This is a genomic window from Microbacterium enclense (genome assembly GCF_001456955.1).
Classification (GTDB): domain Bacteria; phylum Actinomycetota; class Actinomycetes; order Actinomycetales; family Microbacteriaceae; genus Microbacterium; species Microbacterium enclense.
Map to the genome: position 1 here is coordinate 135487 of NZ_KQ758474.1, position 16152 is coordinate 151638.

The 16152-nt window shown below is 71.8% G+C and carries 13 protein-coding genes; 8 read left to right on the plus strand and 5 right to left on the minus strand.

What is annotated here, in order from left to right:
• Positions 1 to 102 precede the first annotated feature (102 nt).
• The 3 genes from AS029_RS14960 to AS029_RS14970 are packed head-to-tail and all read right to left on the minus strand — an operon-like array spanning position 103 to position 3238.
• Positions 103 to 1659, minus strand: a complete 1557-nt coding sequence (locus AS029_RS14960) for a tripartite tricarboxylate transporter permease (protein WP_058233391.1) — start codon at positions 1657 to 1659, stop codon at positions 103 to 105.
• Positions 1647 to 2288 (minus strand): tripartite tricarboxylate transporter TctB family protein, encoded by a 642-nt coding sequence (locus AS029_RS14965; protein ID WP_058233392.1) that lies wholly within the window; start codon positions 2286 to 2288, stop codon positions 1647 to 1649. The genes AS029_RS14960 and AS029_RS14965 overlap by 13 nt, the downstream gene beginning before the upstream one ends.
• Positions 2285 to 3238 (minus strand): Bug family tripartite tricarboxylate transporter substrate binding protein, encoded by a 954-nt coding sequence (locus AS029_RS14970; RefSeq protein WP_228375961.1) that lies wholly within the window; start codon positions 3236 to 3238, stop codon positions 2285 to 2287. The genes AS029_RS14965 and AS029_RS14970 overlap by 4 nt, the downstream gene beginning before the upstream one ends.
• Before the next feature lie 185 nt (positions 3239 to 3423).
• On the opposite strand from AS029_RS14970, the gene AS029_RS14975 reads away from it, so the two are divergent.
• Both AS029_RS14975 and AS029_RS14980 read left to right on the plus strand, forming a co-directional pair.
• The gene (locus AS029_RS14975; RefSeq protein ID WP_058233426.1) at positions 3424 to 4644 is read left to right on the plus strand and encodes an ATP-binding protein; all 1221 of its coding nucleotides are present in this window, start codon (positions 3424 to 3426) and stop codon (positions 4642 to 4644) included.
• A 115-nt stretch (positions 4645 to 4759) separates the two neighbouring features.
• Positions 4760 to 5473: a response regulator gene (locus tag AS029_RS14980; protein ID WP_058233394.1), complete on the plus strand. Its 714-nt coding sequence runs from the start codon at positions 4760 to 4762 to the stop codon at positions 5471 to 5473.
• A 346-nt stretch (positions 5474 to 5819) separates the two neighbouring features.
• Here the strand turns inward: AS029_RS14980 and AS029_RS14985 are convergent, their stop codons facing one another.
• Positions 5820 to 6821: a LacI family DNA-binding transcriptional regulator gene (locus tag AS029_RS14985; RefSeq protein ID WP_058233395.1), complete on the minus strand. Its 1002-nt coding sequence runs from the start codon at positions 6819 to 6821 to the stop codon at positions 5820 to 5822.
• A gap of 172 nt (positions 6822 to 6993) precedes the next feature.
• Here AS029_RS14985 and AS029_RS14990 point away from each other — a divergent pair, with 172 nt between their 5' ends.
• From AS029_RS14990 to AS029_RS15015, 6 genes are all read left to right on the plus strand, one after another.
• Positions 6994 to 8280 carry an ABC transporter substrate-binding protein gene (locus AS029_RS14990; protein ID WP_058233396.1) on the plus strand — a complete coding sequence of 429 codons (1287 nt, stop codon included), beginning with the start codon at positions 6994 to 6996 and terminating at the stop codon, positions 8278 to 8280.
• Positions 8281 to 8291: 11 nt separating this feature from the next.
• Positions 8292 to 9305 (plus strand): carbohydrate ABC transporter permease, encoded by a 1014-nt coding sequence (locus AS029_RS14995; RefSeq protein ID WP_058233397.1) that lies wholly within the window; start codon positions 8292 to 8294, stop codon positions 9303 to 9305.
• Positions 9302 to 10186, plus strand: a complete 885-nt coding sequence (locus tag AS029_RS15000; RefSeq protein WP_058233398.1) for a carbohydrate ABC transporter permease — start codon at positions 9302 to 9304, stop codon at positions 10184 to 10186. The genes AS029_RS14995 and AS029_RS15000 overlap by 4 nt, the downstream gene beginning before the upstream one ends.
• Positions 10187 to 10193: 7 nt before the next feature.
• Entirely contained in the window at positions 10194 to 12560 is a 2367-nt protein-coding gene (locus tag AS029_RS15005; protein ID WP_058233399.1) for a beta-xylosidase/alpha-l-arabinosidase, read from the plus strand.
• Positions 12561 to 13043: 483 nt separating this feature from the next.
• Positions 13044 to 14651 (plus strand): deoxyguanosinetriphosphate triphosphohydrolase family protein, encoded by a 1608-nt coding sequence (locus AS029_RS15010; protein ID WP_058233400.1) that lies wholly within the window; start codon positions 13044 to 13046, stop codon positions 14649 to 14651.
• Positions 14652 to 14815: 164 nt separating this feature from the next.
• Positions 14816 to 15373 carry a P-loop NTPase family protein gene (locus tag AS029_RS15015; RefSeq protein ID WP_058233401.1) on the plus strand — a complete coding sequence of 186 codons (558 nt, stop codon included), beginning with the start codon at positions 14816 to 14818 and terminating at the stop codon, positions 15371 to 15373.
• 105 nt (positions 15374 to 15478) lie between these two features.
• Here AS029_RS15015 and AS029_RS15020 read toward each other — a convergent pair whose 3' ends face one another.
• Positions 15479 to 16123 carry a hypothetical protein gene (locus AS029_RS15020; protein ID WP_058233402.1) on the minus strand — a complete coding sequence of 215 codons (645 nt, stop codon included), beginning with the start codon at positions 16121 to 16123 and terminating at the stop codon, positions 15479 to 15481.
• Between the last annotated feature and the right edge of the window lie 29 nt (positions 16124 to 16152).

Sequence of the window (16152 nt, forward strand, 5' to 3'; positions counted from 1 at the left end):
GCGAGTGCGGGTCGGCCCCACGCAATCCCTCCCCGGACCGCGTCGGAACGCGGAAGGCCCGGCTCCGCGCGCGAGGCGGGAGCCGGGCCGGCGGTGCCGGACTCAGCGACGCCCGGCGGGAACCGGGGCGTCACGGCGGGCGGCGGCCTCGAGACGCTCGCGGCGCGCGTGGCGGGCGTGCTGCAGCACGCTCACGGTCACGATGATCGCGAGCAGGGCGTAGAGCACCACGGTCAGCGGTGACGAGACGAAGATCGTCGGGTCGCCCTCCGACACCGCGAGCGCGCGGCGCATCTGCGTCTCGGCCATGGGCCCGAGGATCGCGGCGATCAGCACCGGCGCGAGCGGGATCGAGAAGCGCCGCATGACGAATCCCACGACGCCGATCGCGAGGGCGAGCCAGAGGTCGACCACGCGCGAGGCGATCGCATAGACACCGAGCATGGCGACGACGGTGATGCCCGCGTACAGGTAGTGGCGCGGGATCAGCAGCAGGTTCGCCCACACCGCCGCGAACGGCAGGTTGATGATCAGCAGGATGATCAGACCCAGGAAGAGGCTGGCCAGCAGCGGCCAGACGAGGTCGCCGGAGCGCTCGAAGAGCAGGGGCCCCGGTTGCATCCCGTACTGCTGGAACGCGGCGATCATCATCGCGGCCGTGGCCGAGGTGGGAAGGCCGAGGCCGAGCAGGGCGCCCATGGCGGAGCCCGCGGTGGCGTTGCCGGCGGCCTCGGGGGCGGCGACGCCCTGGATCGCACCGCGCGAACCGAAGTCGGTGTCACCGCGGCGGCGCGCCAGGCGCTTCTCGGTGCCGTACGCGAGGAACGTGGGCACCTCCGAGCCGCCGACGGGGATGGCGCCGAACGGCACGCCGAAAGCCGTGCCGCGCAGGAACGCCGGAAGCGCCTGACGCCACTCCCGCTTCGACAGCAGCGGCGAGCCGCTGGGCGCCACCAGCTTGCCGGGTCCGCCGGCACGACGGATGTGTCCCGAGACGTGCAGCACCTCGCCGATGGCGAGCAGGCCCACGGTGATGACGATGATCGAGATGCCGTCGAAGAAGACGGGGCTGCCGCCCGTGAAGCGCTCGGCTCCCGTCATCCCGTCGATGCCGACGAGGGCGAGGGCGAAGCCGAGTCCCAGGGCGACGAGGCCGCGCACGATCGAGTCGGCGACGACGGCCGAGATCGCGACGAAGGCGAACACCGCGAGCGCGAAGTACTCCGCGGGGCCGAAGACCTTCGCGAGTTCGACGATGTACGGCGCGAAGAACACCACCAGCACGCACGCGATCGTGCCGCCGATGAACGCCCCGATCGCCGAGGTGCCCAGCGCCTTCGCGGCTCTACCGCTCTTGGCCATGCGATGGCCCTCGAACGTCGTCGCGATCGCCGAGGAGTTGCCGGGGGTGTTCAACAGGATGCCGGCGGTGGAGTCGCCGAAGAGCCCACCGAAGTAGATCGAGGCGAACATGATGAACGCGCCGGTGGGATCCAGGCTGAAGGTGACCGGCAGCAGCAGGGCGACGGCCATGGCCGAGCCGAGGCCGGGGAGCACGCCCACGGCGGTGCCGAGCACGGCGCCGATGACGAGGAAGAGGAGGTTCTGCGGCGTGAAGGCGACCGCGAATCCGTCGGCGAGGTTGATCAGCTGATCCACGGCGAGAGTCCTTCCAGGATGCCGGCGGGGAGCGACAGCCCGAGCCCGGCCCCGAACGCGAGCTGTACGAGCGACGACACGATCACGCTGACGCCGATGTCGAGCAGGGGCCGACGGCTGCCGAAGGCCCACGAGATGACCCAGAACAGGGCTGCTGCCGAGATGATCCAGCCGAGCACGGGCAGCACGACGATGAACGCGGCCAGACCGGCCACCGTGATGCCGAGCGTGCGCCAGTCGATCGCCGCGGGCGCCGACGTCGACGCGACGTCTTCGGGTGAGACGACGCGGATCTCGCCGGTCTCGTCGATCGCTCCGAGGTCTTCGAGCATCTCGTTCGAGATCTCGACGGGGTCGTCGGCGACGTGCGAACGACGGCTCGTGCGCAGCACCTCGATCAGCAGCCCGATCCCGGCGAGCCAGAGGAAGCCGCTGACCAGCATCGGGAAGAACTGCGGGCCGGGGAAGGCGACGTCGGCGGGCACCTGCATGGTGGCGGTGCCGTACGTCATGAACGAAGCGAGGACGAAGACCCCGGCGACGACCACCAGCTCGCTGCGGCCGGTGTACCACCGGGGCGTGCGCTGTACGCGCAACGACCCCGTGGTGAGGGTGGACGGTTCGGTCACAGGCCCAGCTCCTTCATGATCGCGGTGGTGCGTTTCGTCTCCTCCGACAGATAGGCGGCGAACTCGTCGCCCGCCAGGAAGCTGTCTTCCCAGCTGTTGCGGGCGAGCACCTCCTGCCACGCTGCGGTCTCACGCATCTCGGACGCCATGGCCACGAGTTCTGCGTGCACCTCGTCGTCGATGCCCGGGGGCGCCACGAGCCCGCGCCAGTTCGACATCGCCACGTCGACGCCCTGCTCGCGGAAGGTCGGCACGTCGACGTCGTCGAGCGGCTCCTCGGCGGAGAGCGCGAGGGCGCGGAGGTTGCCCGACTCGATCTGGTCGCGGAAGTCGTTGTAGCCCGACAGGCCGGCCTGCGTGGTGTGCGACAGGAGCGAGGTGACGACCTCGCCGCCGCCCGGGTAGGCGAGGTAATTGACCCGCTGCGGGTCGATGCCGCCCTGCTGGGCGAGCATGCCGGCGAGCAGGTGGTCGATTCCGCCCAGCGATCCGCCCGCGATCGCCGTTCCCTCGGGGTCGGCGAGGAACGCCTGCATGAAGTCGTCGAGCGTCTGGAAGGGCGAGTCGCCCGGGACGACCAGCACGTTGAAGTCGTCGGCGAGACGCACGATGGGACGCACGTCTTCGAGGCTGACCGGCGAGCGATTGACGATCACGCCGCCCACCATCACGCCGCCGGTGACGAGCATGATGTCGTGCCGGTCGCCCATCTCGGCGACCGCGCCGAGGCCGATCGTGCCCGCGGCGCCCGGGATGTTCATCACCTGCACCGCGCCGGCGATGCCCTCTTCACGCATGACCTGCTGGGCTTCGCGCCCGAAGGTGTCCCACCCGCCGCCCGGGGCCGCGGGGGCCACGATCGTCAGCTTCGTACGGGGGTTGGCGACACCGCCGTTCGCGGCGGCGCTGAGACCGGCCGTCACGAAGAGCGCCGCAGCGACGACTCCCACGATCGCTCCGATGGTCCGCCGTCTGGTTGATGGCTGCATGCTCGTCCTCTCCCGGGACATCGTCGTTTCCGGATGAGAAGCTAGGTTGTCAGCGCCTTTCCCCCGATGGCGCGTCCGGGAGCCTTTGCGCTCTTTGATGCTCACGACGATCCGCTCACGCGGTGATGCTGCACGAGGAGGTGCTCATGTCGACGACCCGGCCCGTGCGTGTGCGCCTCGCCGTGCTGCTCGCGCTGCAGTGCGCGGTCGTGCTCGTGTGCGTGCTCGCCACGACGCTGGTCGCGATGTCGGTGCAGGAGCGCAGCATCCGCGCGGCCACCGAGGAACGCGTGCTCGACGTCGCGACGAGCCTCGTCGAGCTCGACCAGGTGCAGAGCGCCGTGCTGCTCGACACCGACGCCGCCACCGCGGAGCTCCAGCCCCTCGCCGACGTCGTGGCCGCGGCATCCGGAGTCGACTACGTCGTGGTGACCGATGCCCGCGGCATCCGACTCACCCACCCGAACCCCGCCGAGCGGGGGCGGAGCGTGTCGACGGATGCCACGGCGGTGCTCGGCGGAGAGACGTTCCTCGGCACGGAGACGGGCACGATCGGGCCGAGCCTGCGCGCGAAGGTGCCCGTGCGCGCCGCCGACGCCTCCGTCATCGGGACGGCCTCGGTCGGCGTGCTCGAATCCGAGATCTCGGGCAGCTACGACGAAGCCGTCGGAGGGTTGCTGCCCTGGGTGGCCGGCTCCATCGTGCTCGGCGTCGTCTTGAGCGGTCTGCTGACCGCGGCGCTGCGTCGGCGCGTGCGACGGCTCGAGGCCGACGCACGCGAGCTCGAGACGCAGCGGCGCATCTCGGGCGCGCTACGCGACCAGACCCACGAATTCCACACCCGCTTGCACGTCATCCGCGGGCTCGTCGCCGAGGGCGAGACCGGCGACGCGTTGACCTACATCGGCGGGCTCGCGCCGGTGGCATCCGGACTCCCCATCGACGACCCGGCGCTGCGCGCCCTGCTGGAGGGACTGTCGGCCGAGCACGCCGGGCTGCGGGTGGACCCCGCGAGCCTCGTGCCGCGCGGAGTGGTCGACGACGACGCGCTGACCGTGATCGGCAACCTCGTGCGCAACGCCGCCGAGGCCGCCGGACAGGGGGGACACGTCGACGTGCTCGTGCTCGCCGGCGACGAGCGGCTCACGATCGACGTCGCCGACGACGGCCCGGGCGTCGCGCCCGCCGATGCGGCGCGCATCTTCGACCGCGGGGTGAGCTCGAAGGCCGCCTCCGGTCGCGGCGTCGGACTCGACCTCGTGCGCCGGATCGCGGGCACGCGCGGCGGCTCGGTCACCGTCGGGCGGTCGGCGTCGGGCGGTGCGCGCTTCACGGTGGAGCTGCCGGCCGCGGGGGTGCGGGCATGAGCTGCGGGGGCGGGCACTCCCCCGCGTCGAGACGGGTCGCGTGTGCAGGGCGGGCCGGTGCACGTCGGACGACGCGGCGTGTCGTGGACGCTCGACACATCGGCAGGGGGCGCGGATGACCCCGGATGCCGTGATCCGCACCATCATCGTCGACGACGACCCCGCGGTGGTGCGGTTGCACACCGCGTACCTCGAGGCGCTGCCCGGGTTCCGGCTCGTGGGCACCGCGCGCACGGGGGTGGCGGGGGCGGCGCTGGCGACCGGGACCGACGTCGACCTCGTGCTGCTCGACATGAACCTCCCCGACTTCAGCGGCGTCGAGGTGCTGCACCGGCTGCGACTCGTGCGCGAGTGGGACGTCGACGTGCTCGTCATCAGCTCGGCGCGCGACACGCTCACGATCCGCCAGGCCGCCGCCGCGCACGTCGTCGGGTACCTCGCCAAGCCGTTCACCCGCGAAGCGTTCGTGCGCCGTCTCGAGGAGTACCGCCGCGGTCGCGCCGAGCGCCCCGCCGAGGTCCCGGTGAGCATGGGCCAGGGCGACATCGACCGGCTCGTGGGACCGGCGACCGCTCCCGTGCGCACGGTCACGGCATCCGATCCCCTCCTCCCCAAAGGGGTCGCCGAGTCGACCATGAACACCATCCGCGCAGCTCTCCACCCCGTGACCCCCACGAGCGCGCGCGACATCGCCGCCGCGTCGGGCGCGTCGCGCGCCACGGTGCGGCGGTATCTCGACGTGCTCGTGGCTCGCGGCGAGGTCGACGTCTCACACCGCTTCGGCGCCCGCGGCCGCCCCGAGGTGCTGTACCGGCTCGCCGCGCGCTGAGCCGGGGCTGTTCGGTCTTCGCCCGGGACGGGTCGTGGCGGCTGGCCGGGGAGTGCACGGGTGGCCGGGGCGTGCGGGGTCGGGGTGTGCGGACTGAGGTGGCGCGCGTCTGCCGGGGGGCGCGCGGCCGCGGCCGCGGCGGCGCGTGCCGATGCTGCGCGGCCCTGCGCCGTGCCGCGCTCCGGACAAACCGCCCGAAACCACCCCCGCCACCCCGCCGCACCGCCCCACCGAGCGCAAGACTCCGGAGCGCGGCATAACCCGCTCGGGCCCGCCCGAAGCGCCCCACAGGGCGCAAGGCTCCGGAGCGCGGCACAACCCGCCGCCGGCCCGGCGCCCACCCGGCTCAGCGCGTCCGCGGCGGCGCCGTCGTGCCGCGGGCGACGAGGCGCGTGGGCAGTTCGATGTGGGTCTCGGGCAGGTCGTCGCCCGCGAGCAGGGCGAGCACCATGCGCACGGCCTCGGCGCCGAGGCGCTTCATCGGCTGGCGCACCGTCGTCAGGCCGGGCTGGGCGCGGGCGGCCTCTGGCACGTCGTCGAACCCCACGACCGAGAGGTCTTCGGGCACACGCAGCCCGCGCGCGCGGGCGACCTCGACGATCGACAGCGCCGAGAGGTCGTTCGCGGCGAAGACCGCCGTGGGCGGATCGGCGAGCGCGAGCATAGCCTCCGCCGCTTCGCGCGCGACGTCCTGCTCGTACCGCCCCACGCCCACCAGGGCCGGATCGAACGGGATGCCGGCGGCCGACAGCGCGGCGCGATAACCCGAGGCGCGGGCCACCGCCGACCGCAGATCGGGGCGGCCCGCGATGAAGCCGATGCGGCGGTGGCCGAGCTGCAGGAGGTAGTGCACCGCCTGCTGCGCGCCGGTGTAGCTGTCGGACTCGACCGTCGGCACGTCGCCGCGGCCGGTGTGCGGGTCGATCGCGACGATCGGCACCTCGCCCGCGACGTTGACGACGGTGGGGGTGACGATGATGGCCGCGTCGATCAGGGTGCCGCTGAGGCGGCTGAGCGAGCGCCGTTCCCACCCCTCGCCGTCGCGCCGCGCGCCGGTGTAGGCGAGCAGGTCGTATCCGGTGTCGGAGAGCGCTCCCCCGACGCCCTTGAGGATCTCGGCCGAGAACGGCTCGATGTCGGCGACGAGCACCCCGATCACGCCCGTGCGGCGCGAGCGCATGCTGCTGGCGACGAGGCTGGATTCGTAGCCGAGCGACTTCACGGCATCCAGGACCTTCCCGACCGTCGCGGGCGACACCCCGTAACGGCCGTTCACGGCCTTCGACACCGTGGCCACCGAGACACCGGCCGCCGCGGCGACGTCGTGGATGGTCGCGCGTCTGGTCATGGCATTCGACCCTAGCGTGGAAAACATTTTCGAAAACGTTTGACGACCTTCCCGCGCCGGGTCACACTGCTCAGACCCGGGGCCGCCGCACCGCCCCGCACAACGGCATCGCCGCCGATGACAACCGGCGCTCCCCCGCGGACGCACCTCGACGAAGAGAAACGGGACTCACATGAACACGCGCACGATCCTCGCCGGAACGGCCCTCGCCGTCGCCGGCACCCTCGCCCTCGCCGGCTGCGCCGGCGGCGGCAGCGGGCAGAACGCCGACGGCTCCGTCACCCTCACGCTGTGGCACAACTCCACCACCGGCGACGGCAAGCAGTACTGGGAAGACACCGCCGCCGCCTTCGAAGAGGCCAACCCCGGTGTGACCATCGAGATCCAGTCCCTGCAGAACGAGGAGATGGACGGCAAGCTCCAGACCGCACTGAACTCCGGAGACGCCCCCGACCTGTTCATGGCGCGCGGCGGCGGCAAGCTCGCCGACATCGTCGAGGCCGGCCAGGCGATGGACCTTACCGACAAGATCTCCCCCGAGGCCAAGACGGCGCTCGGCACCTCGCTCGGCGCGTTCGAGGTCGACGGCAAGAACTACGGCATGCCCGTCGCCGTGCTCCCCTCCGGCATCTTCACTTCGCAGGACCTGCTGACCGCCGCCGGCGTCACCGCCGCTCCCGCGACCATCAGCGACCTCGAGGCCGCGAACGCGAAGATCCGCGCGACCGGCGTCGCTCCCATCGCCGTCGGCGCGAAGGACGCGTGGCCCGCCGCGCACTGGTACTACAACTTCGCCCTGCGCGCCTGTTCGAAGGACGTCCTGGATGCCGCGGCCGAGAGCCGCAGCTTCGACGACCCGTGCTGGCTCGAGGCGGGCGAGAACCTGCAGTCGTTCCTCGAGACGCAGCCGTTCAACGAGGGCTTCCTGACCACAGCCGCCCAGCAGGGCGCGGGGTCGTCGGCGGGTCTGCTCGCCAACCACCAGGCCGCCATGGAGCTCATGGGCGCGTGGAACCCCGGCGTGATCGCATCGCTGACACCCGACGAGCAGCCGCTCGCCGACCTCGGCTGGTTCCCGTTCCCCGAGGTTCCCGGCGGTGACGGCGAAGAGGGCGCCATCATGGGCGGCGTCGACGGCTACTCGTGCTGGGTCAACGCTCCCGCGCAGTGCACCGACTTCCTGAACTTCCTCGTGAACCAGGAGAACCAGGAGCGCTACGCCGACGCCTTCCAGACGATCCCCGCCTCCAGCGAAGCGACCGGCGCCGTCACCACGCCCGCCCTGCAGTCGGCGCTCGAGGCCTACACCGACGCGCCGTATGTCTCGGTGTGGCTCGACACCCTTTACGGCCAGAACATCGGCAACGCCCTGAACGTCGCCGTGGTCGACATGTTCGCCGGCAAGGGCACCCCGCAGAGCATCGTCGACGGCGTCAACGCGGCCGCCGCGCGCTCCTGAGGACACCGCACATGACCAGCCAACTCGCCTCCCAGGCGACAGAGGCCGGCGCTCGCCGCCCGGCCGGGGAGGGCGCCACCCGTGCCCCCTCGGCCGGGCGGCCGCCCGTGCGGCGACGTACGGAGAACTGGCGCATCCGCGGCGAGCTCGCGATCCTGCTCGGGCCCGCCCTGGTGGTGTTCGTGTCGTTCGTCATCCTGCCCGTCGTGCTCGCGGCCTACTACGGCTTCTACAGCTGGTCGGGCTTCGGCACCCCCGTCGATTTCGTCGGAGTCCGCAACTACGTCACGATCCTCACCGACCCCGCCTTCCACGAGGCGCTCGGCCACAACGCGTTCATCGTCATCGGCTCGCTCGTGCTGCAGGGGCCGCTCGCGCTCGGTCTCGCGCTACTTCTGAACCGCAAGATGCGGGCGCAGTCGCTGATCCGCGTGCTGATCTTCGTGCCGTACGTCATCTCCGAGGTCGTCGTGGGTCTCGGGTGGGGGCTCATGCTGCAGTCGGGCGGAGCGCTCAACGGGGCGCTGGAGAAGATCGGCCTCGGCGCGCTCCGTGCCGACTGGATCTCCGACCCCGCGCTGGCGATCTGGACGCTGCTGATCATCATCACGTGGAAGTACATCGGCTTCGCCGTGATCCTCTTCCTCGCCGGTCTCCAGGGCATCCCCGAGGAGCTCAGCGAAGCGGCCGCCATCGACGGCGCGTCGTATTGGCAGATCCAGCGCCACATCGTGCTGCCACTGATGGGCCCCACGATCCGCATCTGGGCGTTCCTGTCGATCATCGGCTCGCTGCAGCTGTTCGACCTCGTCTGGATCATCTGGGGCCAGTACGTCGCCTCGACCGCCGGCACCTCGACCATGGCCACCTACATGGTCGCCAACGGTCGCAACGCCGGCAGCTTCGGCTACGGCAGCGCCGTCGCCGTCGTGATGTTCCTCATCTCGCTCGCCGTCGCCCTCGTGTACCAGCGCTTCGTTCTGCGCCGAGACACCGCCGGCGCTCTCACGGGAGGCTCGAAATGACCGCCACCGCCACCCTCGTGACACCCCGCGGCGCGAAGGCTCCGCGTCGGCGTCCGGCCGGGGCGAACCGCGGCTCGTCGGTGCTCGTCGGGTTCGTCGCGCTGCTGCTGATCGGCATGATGCTCGCGCCGGTCGTGTACATCATCCTCGGCGGGTTCCGCTCGAACGCCGAGATCACCGTCGACCCCGCCGGGTTCCCGACCGTGTGGAACTGGCAGAACTACGCCGACGTGCTCGGCAGCGGCGTGTTCTGGGGCCAGGTCGGCAACTCCGCCATCGCCGCCGTCGCGACGACGCTCTTCGTCGTCGCGCTCGGGATGATGGCGGCCTATGCCCTGGCCCGGTACCGCTTCCGCGGACGCGGTGCGACGTACGCGCTGTTCACGGCGGGACTGATGTTCCCGATGACGGTGGCCATCACGCCGCTCTACATCCTCGTGCGCAACCTCGGGCTGACGAACTCTCTCGCCGGCGTCGTCGTGCCGCAGATCGCCTTCGCGCTGCCGCTGACGATCATCATCCTGTCGCCGTTCCTCGCCGCCATCCCGAACGAACTGCAGGAGGCGGCATCCATCGACGGCCTCGGCCGGCTCGGCTTCTTCTGGCGCATGGTGCTGCCGCTCGCCGTTCCCGCGGTGGTGACGGTCGGCATCCTGGCCTTCGTGAACAGCTGGAACTCGTACATGCTGCCGCTGTTCATCCTCAACAACGAAGCCGCCTACACGCTGCCGCTGGGCACCCAGGCGTTCGCCTCGCAGTACTCCGTCGACACCGCGCGCGTGCTCGCGTTCACCTCGCTGTCGATGATCCCCGCCCTGCTGTTCTTCAGCGTCTTCGAGCGGCGGATCGTCGGCGGCCTGACCGGCGCCGTGAAGGGCTGATCCGATCATGACCATCCAGAACACCGACGTCGGCGCTGCCCTCCCCGCGGGCGTCTCCCCCCGGGTGCAGGCGCTCGTGGCCGAGATGACCCTCGACGAGAAGCTCGCGCAGCTCGTGGGCTATTGGGTCGACCAGGGCGACGAGGTCGTCGCCCCCCTCTCGGGCGAGAAGGTCACGACCGCCGCCTACACGGATGCCACGGTGCACGGCCTCGGTCACCTCACCCGCGTCTACGGCACGCGGCCGGTCGATCCGGTCGAGCGCGCCGAATGGCTGTGGGGCGAGCAGCGCCGCCTGCAGACCGAGACGCGTCTGGGCATCCCGGCCCTCGTGCACGAGGAGTGCCTGACGGGCTTCGCGGCGTGGCAGGCGGCGACGTTCCCGACGCCGCTCGCCTGGGGCGCCTCGTTCGATCCGGATGCCGTGGAGCTCATGGCATCCGCCATCGGACGCTCCATGCGAGAGGTCGGCGTGCACCAGGGGCTCGCTCCCGTGCTCGACGTCGTGCGCGACGCGCGATGGGGCCGCGTCGACGAGTGCATCGCGGAAGACCCCTACGTGGTCGGCACCATCGGGACCGCCTACGTGCGGGGGCTGCAGGGCGCCGGCGTGCACGCGACGCTCAAGCACTTCGTGGGCTACTCCGCCTCGCGTGCCGGACGCAATCACGCGCCCGTGTCGGCCGGGCAACGCGAGCTGCAGGACGTCTTCCTCCCGCCGTTCGAGATGGCCGTGCGCGACGGCGGGGTGCGCAGCGTCATGAACTCGTACACCGAGATCGACGGGGTGCCCGTCGCCTCGAACCCCGACCTTTTGACCGACCTGCTCCGACGCCGCTGGGGCTTCGACGGCACGGTGGTCTCCGACTACTTCGCCGTCGAGTTCCTGCGGTCGATGCACGGCATCGCGGGTTCGCTCGGCGAGGCGGCGCAGCTCGCTCTCGAGGCGGGCATCGACGTCGAGCTGCCCGGGCCCGACGCGTATCCGCACCTGGCCGAGCGAGTGGCATCCGGAGCCCTTCCGGAGTCCGTGGTCGACCGCGCCGTCGCACGCGTGCTGACCGAGAAGGAAGACCTCGGACTCCTGGATGCCGACTTCACCGATGCCCCGGCCGAGATCGACCTCGACGACGCCCAGCACCGGGCGCTCGCTCACCGTCTCGCTCTCGAAAGTGTGGTGCTGCTGCGCAACGACGGCGTGCTGCCGCTTCGCGCGCCGGGGCGCATCGCGGTGATCGGTCCGAACGCCGACAGCGGCGAGGCGCTGATGGGGTGCTATTCGTTCGCGAACCACGTGCTCGCCCACCACCCCGGCGTTCCCCTCGGGTTCTCGCTGCCGACGGTGCGCGAGGCTCTGGCTTCGCGGTTCGGGGCGGTTTCGTACGCCGCGGGCTGTGCCGTCGAGGGTTCCGACACCACTGGTTTCGCGGAGGCCGTCGCCACCGCCGAGGCTGCCGACATCGCGATCGTCGTCGTCGGCGACCGCGCCGGCCTCTTCGGCCGCGGAACCGTCGGCGAGGGCAACGACGCCGACTCGCTCGATCTGCCGGGCGTGCAACGTGAGCTCGTCGAGGCGGTGGTCGCGACCGGCACGCCGGTGGTGCTCGTGCTGCTGACCGGGCGGCCCTACGCGCTGGACTGGGCGCTCGACGGTGCGTCCGGCCCCGCGGCGGTGCTGCAGGCCTTCTTCCCCGGTGAGGAGGGGGCGCCGGCGCTCGCGGCGTTGCTGGCGGGGGATGCAACCCCCTCGGGCCGCCTGCCCGTCTCGCTCCCCCGCTCGGCCGGTGCGCAGCCGTACTCGTACCTGCACCCTCTGCTCGGCGGGCCGTCGGGGGTGACGAGCACCGACCCGACGCCCGTGCGGCCGTTCGGGTTCGGGCTCTCGTATACGACGTTCGAGCGCGGGGATCTGCGGGCGGACGGGGTGTCCGGTTCGGCCGCGGTCTCGAGCGGCATCGCGGCGGTCGAGGTGCCGGGCTCCGGAACTGTCGCCGACGTTCGCGCGGGCGACGCCTTCACCGTGTCGGCTCGCGTGACGAACACCGGAGCCCGGCACGGTGCCGACGTCGTGCAGGTCTACGCGCATCGCGCCGTCGCCAGCGTCACGCGCCCCGTCGCACAGCTGGTGGCCTACGCCCGTGTCGACCTCGAGCCCGGCGAGAGCGCCGAGGTGCGCTTCACGGTGCCCGCGTCGCGGCTGGCCTACAGCGACCGCGCGATGCGCCGCGTCGTCGAGCCGGGCGACGTCGAGCTCCGCCTCGGGCCCTCATGCGCCGAGGTCGATGAGGCGGTGGCACTGCGGATCACCGGCCCGTTGTACGAGCTAAGCGTCGGCGATGCGCGCGTCGTCGACGTGGAGGTGCGGCGGGACTGACGGCCCCGGTTGCCTCGCGTGGGCGGGCCGCTGCGTGCAACCGCCCGCCCGCGCATGACTCCTGCAGAACGCGACGCTTCAAGGCCGCACCGCGCTGTCGCACCGGCTTCCGCAGGAGTTGTGCACGCCCCGGCCACCGCCCCGAACCGGTCCTGCTCCCGCACGACGGTGGGCGTCGCGTTCCGGAGCGGGTGCACAGCTCCTGAAGACCGGGGCCGCGGGGCGGCTCCGTCACTGCGGGCACTGAGATATGCAGGAGTCGTGCCCGGGAATCCTCGACACTCCCTGCACCGACATCGGCTGACGTGCTCGGAGACACCTCGACAGTCCCCGCGCCGATGTCGACGGGGCCGTGCCCGGGAACCCCTCGACACGTCCCGCACCGACGTGGACCGGAGTCGTGCGCGAGGAGGCTCCCCACGAGCTCCCGTACCGCATCCGCGTTAGCGTGGACCCACGCCATCGACGCCGCGGAAGGATCCGATGACACTGCACGACGAGACCGCTCCCCCGGCCACGGACTCGCGCCCCGCCGCATCAGCGCCCGGCACCGCATCAGCGCCCGGCACCGCATCAGCGCCCGGCACCGCGTCAGCGCCCGACGCCATCGTCGGCAACCCGGCATCCCGCATCCACCCCGATCGCGACGACGCCCGCGCCGATCCGTGGTCGATCGACCTGGAGCGCATCCAGTTCTCGCCGTACTTCTCGCGCCTATCGGCCGTGACCCAGGTCGTGTCGCCGTCGATCGGCGGAGCGCCCGTGCACAACCGCCTCACGCACACGCTCAAGGTCAGCGCGATCGCGCGCGTCGTCGCGCTGCAGCTCAACACCCGCTCGCGGCAGGCCGGCGAGGGCGACGTGTGCAACGCCACCGTCGTCGAGGCCGCCGCCTACGCGCACGATCTCGGCCACCCGCCCTTCGGGCACCTCGGCGAATCGACGCTCGACCGCCTCGCGCGCACCGAGCTGGGCCTCTCCGACGGCTTCGAGGGCAACGCGCAGACCTACCGCATCCTCACCGCGCTCGATGTGGTCGAGGACGCCCCGCGCGGTCTGAACCTCACGGCGGCCGTGCGCGCCGCTTCGGCGAAGTATCCGTGGGCCCCGTCCGTCGAGGCGGCTGACGTCGAGCGGATCGGCCCGCCCCGTGGCATCCGTCGCTCCTCCGACGGGGCGTATCGCGTGCACAAGTACTCCGCCTACGACCTCGACCTCGCCGATCTCGACGCCGCCCGGGAGGGCGTGGATGCCGAGCCCCTGCGCCAGAGCATCGAGGGCGCCGTGATGGACCTCGCCGACGACATCGCGTACTCGGTGCACGACGTCGACGACTTCTATCGCGCCGGCATCCTGGATCACGCTCCCATCGCGGCCGAGTTCCGCGGCTGGCTCGATGACGTGCTCGAGTGGCGCGAGCGCGACGACGCCGAGGTGCGCGCCGAGCTCGCTCCGGGCGCCGGTCTCGAGAGGTTGCGCCGCAAGATGCGCCGCGACGACCCGTGGATCGCCGACGACGAGGCCTTCCTCGCCGCGGTGAGCGACGTGGATGCCGAGATGGTCACCGACCTGCTCGCCCGCCCCTTCGACGGCTCGCTGACGGCGGAGCGCCGCCTCGCAGGCTTCACCGACCGGTGGATCCGTCGATTCCAGGAGTCGGCGCGCCTGCGTCCGCTCGACACCCCGCGCGCCGGGCCCGTCGTGCTGTCGCCATGGGCCTGGCACCACGTCGAGGTGCTGAAGTTCGTGCACAAGCGCTTCGTGCTGAGCCGCCCCGACCTGGCGATCCAGCAACGCGGCATGAGTCGCATCCTCGCCCGCTCGGTGCGGGCGCTGGGCGAATGGCTCGATGACGACCTCGACCGCGCCCGCACCCCGCGGCGCCTGCGCGAGCTCATCGCGCTCGCCCGCGAGCAGTACGCGGCCCTCCCCGGCGACCGTCGACCCTCGGATGCCGAAGCCGAGACGCTCGCGCGAAGCCGCGGGATCGTCGACTACGTGGCATCCCTCACCGATTCGCAGGCCTTCGCACTGTCGGAGGCGATCTCGGGCCGCGCCGACCGGCTGTGGGCGTTGGGGCAGCGGCTGTAGGCCGCCCTCCCCACCGTCGGTTCGGGGCGCGATCCGCCACTCGGGGCGGAGAAATCCCGCCCCGAACGGCCGAAGTCGCCCCGAATCCGCCCCTCCCGGCAGACCTGCGGTCCCGGCAGCGACGCGGCCTGGGCGCGAAGCGCTGCGCGGCGTAGCGTGGACGGATGCTCCACGCCACCGACCCGCTGCCCGCGCGCCCGCGGCGCATCGTCGTCGCCGGGGTTTCGGGCGTCGGCAAGACGACGCTGTCGGCGCGCATCGCCGAGGTGGTCGGCATCCCGCACGTCGAGATCGACGCGCTGTTCCACGGTCGGGACTGGACGCCGCGGCCGGAGTTCCTCGACGACGTGCGCGCCTTCGTCGCGCGCGACGAGTGGGTCACGGAGTGGCAGTACGGCGGCGCGCGCCCGCTTCTGACCGCGCGCGCAGACCTCCTGGTCTGGCTCGATCTGCCGTTCGCGACCGTGACCCTGCCCCGCGTCGTCGCGCGGACGGTGCGGCGACGCATGACGCGACAGCAACTGTGGAACGGCAACGTCGAGCCGCCGTTCCACACGTTCTTCACCGACCCCGAACACATCGTGCGCTGGTCGTTCTCGACGCGCAACGTCTACCGCGACCGGGTCGCGGCCGTGCGCTCCGACCTGCCGGTGGTGCGCCTGCGCCGCCCGCGAGACGTCGAGCGGTGGGTGGACGGGTCTCTGAGGGATGCCGTGCACTGAGGGCCGGCCTCGACGTCTCCGGAACCACGGGCCACCAGCATCCGCGTGCGTCGCGCAGAAGGGCGGGCCCCCGGAGGAGCCCGCCCCTGCCGATGTGCGACGTGATCAGCCGATGGCGTCCTCGAACAGCGAGAGCGTCAGGGTCGACGAGTACGACCCGGGAGCCACATCGGCGCCCGTCTTGAGGAAGAGCGACGCGTTCGCGGTCCACGACGTGCCGCCGGCGTCGACGAGGGCGGCCGAGTCGAAGGCGCCGTACAGCAGCTCCTGGTCGACCAGACCCACCGCGTTGGGGCCGCCGTCTTCGACGGTGTCAACCTGATCGCCTTCGAGCACGAGTCCGTCTCCGTCGTCGATGACGTCGGGGGTCCAGCCGAGGTGACCGGCACCGATGGCGGGCTGTCCGGCATCGCCGACGAAGTCGGTGGCCTGACCGAGCACGTACCACCAACGGTCGGCGCCGATGTCGTCGACGGCGCGGGTGTCGGTGACCGTCACGGTCGGCAGCGTGCCGTCGAACTGGCGGAGCAGGGCGTCACCCGAGGCGACCTCGGTCAGCGTCGCGCTCGTGCCCGCGACGGTCATGCTCAGCGAGCCCGGCGCGACCACGGGGGCGATGTCGACGTTCACGTCGACGTCGCTGTCGCCGAACTCGTCGGCGGCAAAGGCGGCACCGGCGGTACCGGCGAGCAGGAGGCCACCGACGGCGGCCACGGCGAGGCGGGCGGAGAGGCCCTGGGACGACTTCATGGTTGCTTCACTTTCCGACCGGCGCGGAT

Bases quoted from the DNA above. Each gene is read 5' to 3' on its own strand.
- AS029_RS14995 (WP_058233397.1), top strand. From the start codon at position 8,292: ATGACCAGCCAACTCGCCTCCCAGGCGACAGAGGCCGGCGCTCGCCGC.
- AS029_RS15010 (WP_058233400.1), top strand. From the start codon at position 13,044: ATGACACTGCACGACGAGACCGCTCCCCCGGCCACGGACTCGCGCCCC.
- AS029_RS15005 (WP_058233399.1), top strand. From the start codon at position 10,194: ATGACCATCCAGAACACCGACGTCGGCGCTGCCCTCCCCGCGGGCGTC.
- AS029_RS15000 (WP_058233398.1), top strand. From the start codon at position 9,302: ATGACCGCCACCGCCACCCTCGTGACACCCCGCGGCGCGAAGGCTCCG.
- AS029_RS14975 (WP_058233426.1), top strand. From the start codon at position 3,424: ATGTCGACGACCCGGCCCGTGCGTGTGCGCCTCGCCGTGCTGCTCGCG.
- AS029_RS15020 (WP_058233402.1), bottom strand. From the start codon at position 16,123: ATGAAGTCGTCCCAGGGCCTCTCCGCCCGCCTCGCCGTGGCCGCCGTC.
- AS029_RS14980 (WP_058233394.1), top strand. From the start codon at position 4,760: ATGACCCCGGATGCCGTGATCCGCACCATCATCGTCGACGACGACCCC.
- AS029_RS14985 (WP_058233395.1), bottom strand. From the start codon at position 6,821: ATGACCAGACGCGCGACCATCCACGACGTCGCCGCGGCGGCCGGTGTC.
- AS029_RS14990 (WP_058233396.1), top strand. From the start codon at position 6,994: ATGAACACGCGCACGATCCTCGCCGGAACGGCCCTCGCCGTCGCCGGC.
- AS029_RS15015 (WP_058233401.1), top strand. From the start codon at position 14,816: ATGCTCCACGCCACCGACCCGCTGCCCGCGCGCCCGCGGCGCATCGTC.